We start from the raw sequence: 13,405 nt of genomic DNA, 5'->3' as shown, positions 1-13,405 counted from the left end.
CCCTACTGGAGGGATGAGGTCACTGCTCGCGCACGACACGCCGTCGCGGCTCCGGGGCGCGCGGGACTCGTGTGACTAGCGTGGCGCCTGCGACGGCCCGGATCCGGGCGTCGCGGTCGTGCGGGGTGGGAGGTGTGCGGTGCCGAGCTCGGTCGTGTTCGCGGCCCTGGTCCTGGCGTGGCTGGTCGTGCTCGTGCCCGTCGTCGCCCGCCGCCGCCAGATGGTCCCGCGTCCCGCGGAGGCCGATCTGAGCGCCCGGGTGCTGCCGCGGACGGTCGGCGCACCCCTGATGGAGGAGGTCGCCGTGGCGACTGCGCAGACGCAGGGACGGGCCGGGGGCGCCGCGGTCGGAGCGGTCGGGGGATCGGCGGGCACGACCCTCGCGGAGCGCGCCGACGAGACCCCCGAGGCCGTGGACGCCGAGCTCGACCTCGACGCCGAGCGCGCCGACCTCGACGACCTCGACGACCTCGACGGGGACCTCGACGACGTCGACGACCGTGCCGACACCGACGCGCTCACCGACGAGCAGCTCGCCCCCGACGCGCGCCGGCCGGTCGGCCGGGAGCGGGTGCTCGCGCGCCCCGCGCCGCGCGGCGAGGAGGACCTCGAGGACGGGCTCGACGACGAGTACGAGGACGAGTTCGACGACGAAGCCTACGACGAGTACGACGACGAGGCCTACGACGACCTCGACGAGGACCTCGACGACGAGCCCGCCGGCCGGGAGCTGCGCCCCTACCGTCCCGGCCGCGGGGGCTTCGACCCCGACGCGGCGGCGGCCGCGGCGCACGCGCGGTACGCGTTCCGCCAGCGGATCGCGCTCGGCCTCATCGCGGTCGCGGTGCTCTCGGCGCTCGCGGCGCTGGTGATCTCGAGCGCGATGTGGTGGCTGCACGTCGCCGCGGACGTCGTGCTCGTCGGCTACCTCGTCTTCCTGCGCCGCCAGACGCGCATCGAGGAGGAGGTGCGCGCCCGGCGGGCGGCCCGGCTGTCCGGCGAGCGCCGCGCGCTCGAGGCCCGCCGGGCCCGGCAGGCCGAGCACGACGCCCGCATGGCGGCCCACCGCGACTGGATCGAGGCCGAGTACGACGCCGACGACGACCCCGCCGAGGCATACGAGGAGGAGGACGACGCGCCCCGCTGGGCGGCGCCGCGCACGCCCCCGCCGCCGGTGCCCGCGGACCTCGAGCTGGTCGACGACTCCGACGACGACCCCGCGTTCCACGACCTCGACGGCGAGCGCACCTACGGTTACCGGCGCGCGGCGGGCGCCTGACCCGCCTCGGGAGCACGATCGACGGCGTTGCTAGAGTTGGCGCCGCACCAGGGGCTGTGGCGCAGTTGGTAGCGCGACTCGTTCGCATCGAGTAGGTCAGGGGTTCGATTCCCCTCAGCTCCACCCCACTCCGGACGCCCGAGCCGTCGGCTCGGGCGTTCGTGCGTCCTGGACACATCGCGAACGCGCGGGAAGTCCTCGCGGTGAGACCGTGGTCACGGCACGATCTGCAGGCCATGAGCGCTGCCGCTGACCCCACGCTGATGCGCCCGGCGGGCCCGATCGAGGGAACGGGCATCGGCGCGTACCGCGACTACCTGGCGGCGCGGGGGCTGGACTTCGGGGACTACCCGGCGATGTGGCGCTGGTCGGTCGACGACCCCGAGGCGTTCTGGGGCTCCATCTGGGACTTCTACGGCGTGCCCGGCGGCTACGAGCGGGTGCTCGGGTCGTCGGCGATGCCGGGCGCGCAGTGGTTCCCGGGCGCGCGGGTCAACTACGCCGCCCACATGCTCGGCACCGACGAGGACACCGACCGCCCCGCGATCATCGCCCGCTCCCAGACGCGCGGGGCGAGCGAGATGACGTTCGGTGAGCTGCGCGATCAGGTGGCCCGCGCCCGCGCCGGGCTGGTGCGCCTCGGGGTCGGGGAGGGCGACCGCGTCGTCGGCTACCTGCCCCACGTGCCGGAGACGATCGTGGTGTTCCTGGCGGCGGCCAGCCTGGGGGCGATCTGGGGCGCGTGCGCGCCGGAGTTCGGGGCCCGCAGTGTCGTCGACCGGCTCGGCCAGCTGGAGCCGACGGTGCTGCTCGCCGTGGCGTCGTACCGGTACGGCGACAAGGAGATCGACCAGCGCGAGGAGCTCGCCCGCATCCGCGCGGGGCTGCCGACCGTCCGGCACGTCGTCGGGCTGGACTACGGGCCCCACCCGGTGCCGGACGCCATGGCCTGGGACGAGCTGCTCGCCGAGCCGGGCCCGCTCGAGTTCGTCGACCTGCCCTTCGACCACCCGCTCTACGTGCTGTTCTCCTCGGGCACGACGGGGCTGCCGAAGGCGATCGTCCACGGCCACGGCGGTATCCTGCTCGAGCACCTGCGGCTGTTCGGCCTGCACTTCGACATCCAGCCCGGGGACCGCACGCTGTGGTTCACCACCACGGCCTGGGCGATGTGGAACATCACCATCTCGGTGCTGCTGCACCGCGGCGCGATCGTGCTCTTGGACGGCAACCCGCTGTGGCCCGACCTCGAGGCGCAGTGGCGGCTCGCGGCCGAGACCGGCGTCAAGCTCCTCGGCGCGAGCCCCGGCTACCTCATGTCGTGCCGCAAGGAGGGCATCGTCCCGCCGCGCTGGCCCGAGCTGCGCCAGCTGGGCACCACCGGCGCGCCGCTGCCGCCCGAGGCCTTCGACTGGGTCTACGAGCACCTCGGCCCGGACGTCGTCCTCAACCCGTTCAGCGGCGGCACCGACGTGTGCAGCGGCTTCGTCGGCGGCGGGCCGTGGCTGCCGGTGTGGCGCGGGGAGATGTCCGGCGCGGGGCTGGGGCACGACGTCGCTGCGTTCGACGAGGACGGGAACGCCGTCGTCGAGCAGCTCGGCGAGCTCGTCGTGCGCGCGCCGATGCCGTCGATGCCCGTCGGGTTCTGGAACGACCCGGACGGCGAGCGCTACCGCGAGGCGTACTTCGACACCTACCCGGGCGTGTGGCGGCACGGCGACTGGGTGCGCTTCACCGAGCGCGGCAGCTGCGTCATCACCGGCCGCTCGGACGCGACGCTCAACCGCGGCGGCGTGCGCCTGGGCACCGCGGAGTTCTACGACGTCGTCGAGGACATGCCGGAGGTGGTCGACTCGCTCGTGGTGCACCTCGAGGACGACGCCGGCGGGTCGGGGGAGCTGCTGCTGTTCGTCGAGCTGGCCGACGGCGCCGAGCTGGACGACGACCTGCGCGGGCGCATCGCGTCGGGCCTGCGGCGCAACCTCTCGCCCCGGCACGTGCCGGACCTCGTCGCGGCGGTGCCGGCGGTGCCGCGCACGCTGACGGGCAAGAAGCTGGAGCGCCCGATCAAGCAGGTGCTGCGCGGCCGCGCGGTCGAGGAGGTCATCAGCCCGGACGCCGTCCGCGGCGCCGACGCCGTCCCCGCGTTCCGCGACGCCTACGAGGGGTCGCGGTAGAGCACCGCCAGCGCCTCGATGTCGCCCGCGGCCCGGGCCTGCGCGCGGAGGTCGTCGAGCACGTCGGGCCCGGCGCCGGTGAGCACGGCGAGCAGCCCGCGGGCCAGCAGCGCGCCCTCGCCGCCGCCGGCCTCGCGGTACCACCGGTCGGCCTGCTCGAGCAGGGCGAGGGCGACGACGTCGTCGCCGGTGTCGTGCAGGACGCGCGCGAGGGTGGTCCGCGCGGTCGCGGCCACGCGCGGGTCGCCGCTGCGGCGAGCGGCGGCGAGCGCCCGGTCGAGGACGGCGAGGGCGGCGGCGTGGTCGCCGCGCTGCTGCTCGACCCGGCCCAGGCGGGTGCGGTGCAGCGCGGCCTGGCCGAGGAACCCGGAGCGCTCGGAGGCGTCGGCGGCCTCGGCGAGGGCGCCGGCGGCCGCGTCCCAGCGGCCCTGGGCCTGCGCGATCGCCCCGAGCATCCCCCGCGCGTGCACCAGCCCCCACGCGTCGTCGAGCGGGGTGAGCAGCCCCAGCGCCTCGGTGGCCGCGTCCTGCGCCGTCGCGGGGTCGCCGAGCACGATCGACCCGTAGGCCCCCAGCAGGAGGGCCGCGGCGGTCTCCCACGTCCGGCCCTCCCGCCGCGCCGCGTCGGTCGCCGCGCCGGCCTCGGCGAGGACCTCGTGCGGCCGGCCCTGCTGGATGCGCAGGAAGGCGCGGTGCCGGCGCAGGTCGGTGACGCGGTCGCCGGTGGCGAGGCCGGCGGCCCGGTCGAGGTCGGCCTCCGCGCGGTCGAGGTCGCCGGCCGAGGCCTCGAGCCAGCCCGCCAGGAGCAGCACGTCGAGCGCGCGGGGTGACGACGGGTCCGCCGCGAGGGCCCCGCGCAGGCGGGCCGCGCCGGCCGCGCCGTCGCCGAGCACCACCCACGTCCAGCCGAAGCCGGCCGCGGTCCGGACACCGCGGGCCGGGTCGTGCACCGCGCACCAGGCCAGCGCCGCGTCCATCTCCGCGCGCTCGGCGCGGACGAGGGCGAGGCACGCGGCCTGGCCGGGCCCGCGGACGGTGCGCGCCTGGTGGTCGGCCGCGTCGGCGAACCACGCGGCGTGCGCATCGCGGGCCGCGTGCTCGAGCCCGGCGTCGGCCAGCCGGTCGAGGGCGTAGGCGCGGATGCTGTCGAGCAGGCGGTAGCGGACGTCGCTGTCGACGTCGGCGGTCACCAGCGACCGGTGCACCAGCCGCCCCACGACGTCGACGGGAGCCGCCACGCCCAGCGCCGCGAGGACGTGCTCGGCGGCCGCCAGCGGCGCGCCCTCGGCGAACACCGCCAGCCCCCACAGGCCGCGGCGGTCGGCGTCGTCGAGCAGGTCGTGGCTCCAGGCGATCGCGGCGTCGAGGGCCCGCCGGCGGGCGGGCGCGCGGCTCGTGGGGTCGCGCAGCAGGGCGAACCGCCCCCCGACGGCGTCGTCCAGGCGGCGGGTCAGCTCGGGCACCGACAGCGTCGTGAGCCGGGCCGCGGCGAGCTCGACGGCCAGCGGCAGGCCGTCGAGCCGGCGGCACACGTCGGTGACGGCGGCCGGGTCGACGGTGACGGGCCGCGGCAGCCGGGCCGCACGGGCGGCGAACAGCGCCGCCGCGTCGGCCGCGGGCAGGGGCTCCAGGGCGAGCACGGCCTCCCCGTCGACGCCGAGCGGCACCTGGCTGGTGACCAGCACGCGCAGCGGCGGCGCCCCCGCGAGCAGCCGCGCGACCAGGTCGGCGACGTCGTCCGCGACGTGCTCGGCGTTGTCGAGCAGCAGCAGCGACGCCGCGCCCGCGCACCGCTCCCGCAGGGCGTCCTCGCCGCCGGTGACGCCGAGCGCCTCGGCCACCGCCCGCGGGACCGCCCCGGCCCCGTCGAGCCGCACCAGCCACGCCCCGCCCGGCAGCTCGAGCCCGCGGGCCACCTCCAGCGCCGTCCGCGTCTTGCCCACCCCCGCCGTCCCGACCACCGTGACGAGGCGGTGCCCGGCGAGCAGGTCGCGCAGCGCCCGCCGCTCGGGGTCCCGGCCGACCAACGGGGGCCCGGCGGGCGGCAGGTTGCCCGGGCGCAGGTCGGACGCGGCGATCGCGTCGACGCCGGCCAGCGCGGCACTCTGGGCGAGGATGCGCTCCTCGAGGCGCCGCAGTCCCGGGCCCGGGTCGAGGCCGAGGTCGGCCGCGAGCCGGCGGCGGACCTGCGCGTAGGCGGCGAGGGCGTCGGCCTGCCGCCCGGCCCGGTAGAGCGCGGTGACGAGCGAGGCCCACAGCCCCTCGCGCAGCGGGTGCTCGGCGGTGAGCGCCTCCAGCTCGGCGACGACGTCGCTGCCGCCCCCGAGCGCGACCCGGGCCGCGAGGTGGTCCTCGGTGAGCACGAGCCGCAGCTCGGTGAAGCGGCGGCGGTGCGGGGCCAGCCACGTCCCGTCGCCGGCGTCCTGCAGGACCTCGCCGCGGAACAGGGCCAGCGCCGCGGCGGCCCGGTCGCGGACGCCCTCCGCGTCCCCGGCCCGGCGGGCAGCGGCGACCTCGTCGACGAGGTGCTCGACCGTGCCGACGTCGATGCCGTGCGGGTCGACCGCGAGGCGGTAGCCGCCCCGGTCGTGGACGACGACGTCGGGGCCGCCGAGCGCGCGGCGCAGCTGCGAGACCTTGGACTGCAGCGTGTTGCGGCCCTCACTCCCGCCGTCCCAGAGCTCGTCGAGGATCTGCTCGGCGCGCACCGTGCGCCCGGCCTCCAGCGCGAGGCGCACCAGGACCTCGGTGGTGCGCCCCGCCGGGACGGCGACCGGCTCCCCGTCGCGGAGCACCCGCACGGGTCCGAGCAGGGCGACCTCGAGCACGCGCCGAGCGTAGGACCGTCAGCGTTCCGTCAGCGCCCCTCGCGAGGCTCGTCGGCACCACCGACCCGCAGGGAGCCACCGATGACCACTGCCACCGCCCCCGCCCCGACCGGCGCCGTCCGCGACCGCCGCCTCGCCGCGGCCTCGCTGAGTGCCGCCGCCCTCCTCGCGGCCGCCGGGTTCACCGCGCTCGGCGCGGTGTTCGCCTACCCGCAGATCCTCGCGGAGCCGACCGGGGACGTCCTCGCGCTGCACCGCGCGCACGTCGGGGCCGTGACCAGCTGGTTCGCCGTCCTCGTCGTCGGGGCCGCCCTGCTCGGGCCCGCCGCCGTCGCCCTCGGCCGGCTCGCGGGCGGCACGCGCGGGCGCTGGATCACCGGCCTCGGGATCGCGGCCGCCGCCGTCCAGGTGATCGGGCTGTCCCGGTGGGTGCTGGTCGTGCCCTCGCTGAGCGCCGACCCGACGTCCGCCGCCCGGCACACGTTCGAGCTCCTGGGCTTCTGGCTGGGGCAGGTGGTCGGCGAGACGCTCGGCTACGCGCTGACCGCGGCGTTCACGGTGCTCGTCGCGGCCGGGTGCACCGGGTGGCTGCGCTGGTCCGGGTACGCCGCGGCGGCGCTCGTCGCCACCGGCGTGCTCGTCCCGCTCGGCGTCGACCTCGCCCGCCTGACGAACTTCGTCGGCTACGTCGTCTGGTGCGTGTGGCTGCTCGCGCTCTCGGTCGTGCTGCTGGTCACCGCCAGGACGGCAGCCACAGCTCCGCGTTCCACCGGTCGACGGTGATCCACGTGCCGACCAGGACCGGCCACAGCCACGCGAAGTTCGCCACGACGAGCCCGGTGTAGACGCCGACGACGAGCGTGCCGGTGCGGCGCCGCTCCAGCCCCTGCTCCCGCCGCCCGAGGAACTCCCCGAGGGCGAGCACGACGGCGAGCACGAGGAACGGCGCCACCGGTGTCATGTAGAAGAAGTACATCTGCCGGTCGATGTTGGTGAACCACGGCAGGAAGCCCGCGCCGTAGCCGACGAGCACCGCGGCGTGGCGCCAGTCGAACGTCGTCACCACGCGCCAGATCGACCAGCCCAGCGCCGGGATCGAGACCCACCACAGCGCCGGGGTGCCGATGAGCATCACCGCCGAGACGCACGACGGGCCGCCGCAGCCGAGGTCGCCGGTGCCCGACTCGTAGTAGTAGAGCATCGGGCGCAGCCCCATCGGCCACGTCCAGGGCTTCGACTCCCAGGGGTGCGGGTTGCCGCGGGGGGTGTCGAGCGTGGCGTGGAACTCCAGCACCTTGGTGCTGTAGTAGGCGAGCCCGCGCAGCCAGTCCGGCAGGATGCCGCCGACGGGGAGCTGCTGGCCGACGGCGTGGCGGTCGGTGCCGGTCTCGCTCGCGATCCAGGGCAGCCAGCTGGCCAGGTAGCACAGGACCGGCACCGCCACGAACGCCCAGACCGCCGGGGCGACGTCGCGCACCAGCGTCCCGACGAACGGCCGCGCCACCCCGGCCGCGCGGCGGGCGGCCGCGTCGAAGCCGATGAGCAGGGCGCCGAAGAACAGGATGTAGTACAGCCCCGACCACTTGGCCGCGAGCGCGAGCCCGATGCAGACGCCGGCGACGAGCCGCCACCAGCGCACGCCCAGCCGCGGGCCGTAGACGCTCGCGCCGATGCGGCCCTCGGCCACCACGACGGCGAGCCGGGAGCGCACGTCGTCGCGGTCGACCAGCAGCGCCGCGAACGCGGCCAGCACGAACAGCGCCGGGAAGATGTCGATCATCCCGACGCGGGACGAGACGTGGCTGACGCCGTCGGCGATGAGCAGCACGCCGGCGAGCCCGCCGAGCAGCGTCGACCGGGTGAGCCGCCGGGCGATCCGGATGATCAGCAGGATGCACAGGGTCCCGGCCAGGGCCGAGGCCACGCGCCAGCCGACGGGGTCGTACCCGAAGATCCACTGTCCGACGGCCATGAGCTGCTTGGACAGCGGCGGGTGCACGACGAGCTCGTAGCCGGGGTTGTCCTCGTACCCGCCGTTGCGCAGCACCTGCCACGTCTGCGGCACGTAGTGCTTCTCGTCGAAGATCGGGGTGCCCTGGTCGGTGGGCCAGCCCAGCCCCCAGAACCGCACGACGCCGCCGACGAGCGTCAGGACGAGCGTGACGATCCCGGCGCGGAGCCGGTCGGTGGGCATCGGCCGACCGAGCAGCTGCGCCACGGCCGGCGCATCCCGCGGCGCCGGGAGGGCGGCCGGCGGGGGTGCCGGGCGCGCGATGGTGGCCGTCACGGGGACCGATCGTAGGGTTCGGGCCGTGTCCGGGCCGTCCCACGGGGTGCTTCTGCTGGCCGGTGTCCCGCTCGGTGACCCCGGGGACGCCTCCGCGCGGCTGCGCGACGCCCTCGCGGGCGCCGACGTCGTCGCCGCGGAGGACACCCGTCGGCTGGCGCGGCTCGCCGCCGCGCTCGGCGTCACGGTGGGCGGCCGGGTCGTCAGCTACTACGACGACGTGGAGGCCGCCCGCGTCCCGGGGCTGGTCGCGGCGGTGCGCGAGGGGTCGACCGTGCTGGTGGTCAGCGACGGCGGGATGCCCGTGGTGTCCGACCCGGGCTACCGGCTGGTCGTGGCCTGCGTCGAGGCCGGGCTGCCCGTGCGCTGCCTGCCCGGGCCGTCGGCGGTGCTGGCGGCCCTGGCCGTCTCCGGCCTGCCGACCGACCGCTTCTGCTTCGAGGGCTTCGCGCCCCGGGCCGACGGGCGCCGGCGCACGTGGCTGCGGGCGCTCGCGACCGAGCCCCGCACCGCGGTGTTCTTCGAGTCGCCGCGGCGGCTGGCGTCGCTGCTGGGCGTCGCGGTCGAGGAGCTCGGCGGCGAGCGGGCGGGCGCGGTCTGCCGCGAGCTGACCAAGACCCACGAGGAGGTCGTGCGCGGGCCGCTGGCGGACCTCGCCGCGTGGGCCGCCGGGCGCGACGTCCTCGGCGAGGTGACGGTCGTGCTCGGCCCCGCGACGCCGGTGACGCCGGCCCCCGAGGACCTCGCGGCCGAGGTGCTCGGGCTGGTGGCCGGCGGCCGCCGTCTCAAGGACGCGGCCCGCGACGTCGCCACCGCCCACGGCGTCTCGACGAAGGCGCTCTACGACGCCGCCCTCCGCCTCCGTGAGTAGTTGGGGCCCCTATCGGGGCCCCAACTACTCACATCGGCATCAGGGGACCAGGACGAGCTTGCCGGAGACCCGGCCGTGCTGGTTGTCCTCCTGGGCCCGGCCGGCCTCGTCGAGCGCGTAGGTGACGACCGCGGTGGTGCGGTAGCGGCCGTCGGCGACGCGCGCGAGGGCGTCGGTGAGCGCGCGGGCCTCCTCGTCGGGGTCGCCGCCGGAGGAGAACACGACGCCGAGCTCCTGCGAGCCCGGGTAGTCCGCGATCGTGATGACCTTGTCCGGCGAGCCGGTCAGCTCGACGAGGTCGCGCAGCGCGCCCTTGCCCGCGGTCTCCAGCGCGACGTCGACGCCCTGCGGCGCCACGGCCCGCACACGGTCGACCAGGCCGTCGCCGTAGACCACCGGCGTCGCCCCGAGGGCGCGGACGTCCTCCTGGTGGGCCGGGCCCGCGGTGCCGACGACCGTGGCGCCGCGCGCCACGGCGAGCTGCACGGCGTACACGCCGACGCCGCCGGACGCGCCGTCGACGACGAGGGTCGTGCCGGTGTGGTCGCCCTCGCCGAGCCCGAGCAGGTCGAGCACGCGGTAGGCCGTCGTCGTCACCACCGGCAGCGACGCCGCGGTCTCCCACGACACGGCGGTCGGCTTGGCCACGAGCGCGCGCGCGTCGGCGAGCGCCTTCTCCGCGTAGGCGCCGCCGGTCGACCTGCCGGCCACCTCGTCGCCGACGGCGAACGCCGTCACGCCCTCGCCGACCGCCTCCACGACGCCGGCGACGTCGAACCCCGGCACCCGGGGCTCCGGCGGCGCGTCGCCCTTCGCCATGGCCCCCAGCCGCAGCTTCCAGTCCAGCGGGTTCACCGCCGCGGCGCGCACGGCCAGGCGCACCTGCCCCGCACCGGGGACCGGGTCCTCGCGCTCGGTGACCTCCAGGACCTCCGGCCCGCCGAAGCGGCGGTACTGCACGACTCGCGATGTCATGCCCCCACCCAACACCCGCGGGCGCGGCGGCATGCCCGCGCTCAGCCCTCGACCGCCCGCAGCGCCACCGTGGCCCCCAGCTCCCACGCCGCCGCGCGCTCCGCGGCGCCGACCGGGCCGGTCACCGCGCACACCTCGGCCGCCTGCTCCCAGCCCAGCGCGCCGGTGATCCGCAGGACGTCCCGCACGGCGCCCGCGACGTCCGACCCGCCGTGCACGTAGAGCCCGAACGGCCGCCCCGCGGTCTGGTCGAGGCACGGGTAGTAGGCCTGGTCGAGGAAGTGCTTTAGCGCCCCGGACATCGTCCCGATGTTGGCCGGGGTGCCGAGCACGATCGCGTCGCACGCCAGCGCGTCCGCAGCGCCGGCGGTCAGCGCGGGCCGGCTGAGCACCTCGACGTCACCGGGGACCTCGTCGGTCCCCGCGCCCTCGAGCACCGCGGCGAGCAGCTCGTGCAGCGTCGGCGACGGCGTGTGGTGCACGACGAGCAGCCGCGTCACCGTCCCTGGTCCTCCACGACGGCGGCGACGAGGCGGTGGAGCAGGTCGCCGGTACGGGCCGCCGAGGCGTGCACGGCGTCGATCACCGACAGGTGGTCGATCGGGGCGTCGACGGTGCCGGCCGCCGGGTTGCTGACGAGCGCCACCGCCGCCACCCGTGCCCCCGCCGCGCGGGCCGCGATCGTCTCCAGCACCGTCGACATGCCCACCAGGTCGGCGCCGAGCGTGCGCAGCATGCGGATCTCGGCCGGGGTCTCGAAGTGCGGGCCGGGCAGGCCCGCGTAGACGCCCTCGGCGAGCTCCGGGTCGATCTCCCGGGCCAGCGCCCGCAGCCCCGGGTCGTAGGCGTCGGTGAGGTCGACGAACGCGGGCCCCACCAGCGGCGAGCAGGCGGTCAGGTTGAGGTGGTCGGCGACGAGCACCGGCTGCCCGACGGCGTACGACGGGTCGATGCCGCCGGCGGCGTTGGTGAGCACCACCGTCCGCGCGCCGGCGGCGCACGCCGTGCGCACGGGGTGCACCACCTGCGCCGGCCCGTGGCCCTCGTAGAGGTGCGTGCGCCCGAGCAGCACCAGCACGCGGTGCCCGCCCACCTCCACGGACCGGGCCACCCCGGCGTGGTCGGGCGCGCCGGGCGGGGTGAAGCCGGGCAGGTCCGACACCGGGATCTCGACGACGGGCGGCCCGAACGAGTCGGCGGCGGGGCGCCAGCCCGAGCCGAGCACGACGGCGACGTCGTGGGTCAGCGCGCCGGTGCGCTTCGCCAGCTCCGCGGCCGCCTCCTCGGGCGAGGGCGGCACGGGGGCGACGAGCTCGAGATCGGTCACCGCGGTCCTCCGGGTGGTGGGGCGGCGAAGCTGTCGGCCACGGCGCGGTACTGCTCGAGGGCACCGGCGTCGTCGCCGGTCGGGGCGGTCAGGCGCACGACCCACAGGTCGGTGCCCGAGGGCACCAGGCGGGTCCAGGTGGTGCGGGCGTCGCCGCCCGAGGTGGTGCGGTAGACGACCTGCTGCGGCGGCTCCCCGCCCGGCGCCGCCGCGCCGACGGCCTCCAGCGGCCCGACCGTGCTGGTGTCGACCCCGAGGTTCGCGGGGCGCCCGAGCAGGGCGGCGTAGTCGGTGGCGCGCTGTGAGGGGTAGAAGCCGGTGACGCGGTCGACGCGCAGCTCGCGCGCGGCGTCGGGGGACACGAAGCGTACGGAGATGTCGCCGCCGGGCTGCTCGAGCCGGAACTGCTGCCAGCCCGCGGGCACGAGCGCGCTGAAGCCCAGACCGGTGCCGCTGTAGCGCTGGTCGGTGTCGGCGTGGGCGACGAGCACCGTCCCCGCGACCTCGGGCCCGGCCGGGGCCAGCGACGCCGTCAGCGGGCCCTGCCCGGCCAGCGACCGCGTCAGGGCGTACGCCCCGACCGCGCCGACCGCGGCCATGAGCACCAGCAGCGCCACCACCGCCACCAGCACCCACGGCGAGCGCCGCGGCGCCGGCGGGGGCGCCGCCGAGGGCGTGAACGGCAGCGGGCCGGGATCGGCCGCCAGCCGCTGGCCGGTGCCGGCCGGTCCGGCGGCGGCCGCGGGACGCGGGGGTGCCGGGGGCCGCACGGGTGCGGGCGCCCCGCGCGGAGGCGTCCAGCGGCCCGGCGGGGCCGCCCGCGGGGGCGGGGGTGGAGGACGGCGCACCGTGCGCGTGACGTCCTCGCTCGCCGACACCCGCGGCCCGACCATCGTCGTCTCGGCGTCCGACGGCGCGGGCACGCGCGCCGCCGGGACCGCCCGCGACGGCCCCGAGCCGCCGCCGTCGTCGGGGGTGGTCCCCCGGGCGGGGCCGTTCCGCGACGGTCCCGGGCCGCCGTCGTCCGGGGCGTGCTCCTCGGCGGCCGGTTCCTCCGCGGGCTCCGCGGCCTCCGCCGCGCCGTCCTCTTCGGCGGCCTCGGCCTCCTCGCCGGGCGTGCCGGGACCGGCGGCCGCGGCCTCCGGTGCGTTCTCGACGACCGCGTCCGCCGGGTCGGCGGCGGGCTCGTCGGCCGTCCCCGGGACCTCCTCGCCCGCCTCCTCCTCGTCGCCACCGTCGGTGGTCTCCGTCGCGGCGGCGGGTTCGGCGTCCTCGGCGGGCTCGGCGGGCTCGGCGTCCTCGGCGGGCTCGGCCTCGGGCCCGGGCTCAGCCGCCCCGACGGGCTCGGCGGGCTCGGCCGGCGGCTCCTCGACGGGCTCCGCCGCGGGCGTCCCGTCCCCGGCCGCCGCGGTGGCCTGCGCGGCACCGGCCGGGGCGTCGTCGCCCTCGTCGCCCTCGTCGCCCTCGTCGCCCTCGTCGCTCCCGTCGGCGTCGGCGGCCTCCTCGGCGGCCTCGTCGGCCGCCTCCGACTCGGGGGCGGCCGCGACGGCCCCCGCGTCCTCGGCGACCTCGGACACCTCGGCGGGCGCCGCAGCGGCGTCCCCGGCCGGCTCGGGCACCTCGGCCGGCGGGTCGGCCGCCGCGTCGGCGACCGCCGCCGC

General features: G+C 77.5%; 9 protein-coding genes, 1 tRNA gene and 1 pseudogene. 5 read left to right on the top strand and 6 right to left on the bottom strand.

Annotated features, from left to right (window positions below; all coding sequences use genetic code 11):
• The first annotated feature begins 139 nt into the window (after positions 1-139).
• The 3 genes from sepX to ABD994_RS02285 all read left to right on the top strand — a co-directional run bounded on the left by sepX (position 140) and on the right by ABD994_RS02285 (position 3,456).
• Positions 140-1,279 (top strand): divisome protein SepX/GlpR, encoded by a 1,140-nt coding sequence (sepX, locus tag ABD994_RS02295; RefSeq protein WP_345410749.1) that lies wholly within the window; start codon positions 140-142, stop codon positions 1,277-1,279.
• A 50-nt stretch (positions 1,280-1,329) separates the two neighbouring features.
• Positions 1,330-1,402, top strand: a tRNA-Ala gene (locus ABD994_RS02290).
• 113 nt (positions 1,403-1,515) lie between these two features.
• Positions 1,516-3,456, top strand: a complete 1,941-nt coding sequence (locus ABD994_RS02285; RefSeq protein WP_345410748.1) for an acetoacetate--CoA ligase — start codon at positions 1,516-1,518, stop codon at positions 3,454-3,456.
• On the opposite strand, the gene ABD994_RS02280 is transcribed toward ABD994_RS02285, so the two are convergent.
• On the bottom strand, positions 3,438-6,284 hold the full coding sequence (locus ABD994_RS02280) for an ATP-binding protein (RefSeq protein WP_345410747.1): 2,847 nt from the start codon (positions 6,282-6,284) through the stop codon (positions 3,438-3,440). The genes ABD994_RS02285 and ABD994_RS02280 overlap by 19 nt on opposite strands.
• An 81-nt stretch (positions 6,285-6,365) precedes the next feature.
• Between ABD994_RS02280 and ABD994_RS02275 the strand changes: the two genes are divergently transcribed.
• Complete coding sequence (locus tag ABD994_RS02275) at positions 6,366-7,067, top strand: DUF4386 domain-containing protein (protein WP_345410746.1); 702 nt, start codon at positions 6,366-6,368, stop codon at positions 7,065-7,067.
• Here the strand turns inward: ABD994_RS02275 and ABD994_RS02270 are convergent.
• Positions 7,018-8,571 (bottom strand): dolichyl-phosphate-mannose--protein mannosyltransferase, encoded by a 1,554-nt coding sequence (locus tag ABD994_RS02270; RefSeq protein ID WP_425550006.1) that lies wholly within the window; start codon positions 8,569-8,571, stop codon positions 7,018-7,020. The genes ABD994_RS02275 and ABD994_RS02270 overlap by 50 nt on opposite strands.
• Here ABD994_RS02270 and rsmI point away from each other — a divergent pair.
• The gene (rsmI, locus tag ABD994_RS02265) at positions 8,558-9,442 is read left to right on the top strand and encodes a 16S rRNA (cytidine(1402)-2'-O)-methyltransferase (protein ID WP_345410745.1); all 885 of its coding nucleotides are present in this window, start codon (positions 8,558-8,560) and stop codon (positions 9,440-9,442) included. The genes ABD994_RS02270 and rsmI overlap by 14 nt on opposite strands.
• A 39-nt stretch (positions 9,443-9,481) precedes the next feature.
• Here the strand turns inward: rsmI and ABD994_RS02260 are convergent, their stop codons facing one another.
• From ABD994_RS02260 to ABD994_RS02245, 4 genes and pseudogenes are all read right to left on the bottom strand, one after another.
• On the bottom strand, positions 9,482-10,417 hold the full coding sequence (locus tag ABD994_RS02260; RefSeq protein ID WP_345410744.1) for a quinone oxidoreductase family protein: 936 nt from the start codon (positions 10,415-10,417) through the stop codon (positions 9,482-9,484).
• A 41-nt stretch (positions 10,418-10,458) separates the two neighbouring features.
• Positions 10,459-10,917 (bottom strand): flavodoxin family protein, encoded by a 459-nt coding sequence (locus ABD994_RS02255; RefSeq protein WP_345410743.1) that lies wholly within the window; start codon positions 10,915-10,917, stop codon positions 10,459-10,461.
• A complete protein-coding gene (locus ABD994_RS02250) occupies positions 10,914-11,744 on the bottom strand; it encodes a purine-nucleoside phosphorylase (RefSeq protein WP_345410742.1) in 831 nt (276 codons plus the stop codon). The genes ABD994_RS02255 and ABD994_RS02250 overlap by 4 nt, the downstream gene beginning before the upstream one ends.
• Positions 11,741-13,405 (bottom strand): annotated as a pseudogene (locus ABD994_RS02245) (hypothetical protein); the annotation flags it as partial. The pseudogene ABD994_RS02245 and the gene ABD994_RS02250, both read right to left, overlap by 4 nt.

It is taken from the genome of Actinomycetospora chlora (assembly GCF_039542135.1).
GTDB classification, from domain to species: domain Bacteria; phylum Actinomycetota; class Actinomycetes; order Mycobacteriales; family Pseudonocardiaceae; genus Actinomycetospora; species Actinomycetospora chlora.
Note: the sequence above shows the minus strand (reverse complement) of the source record. Positions and strands in the feature narration are given on the sequence as shown.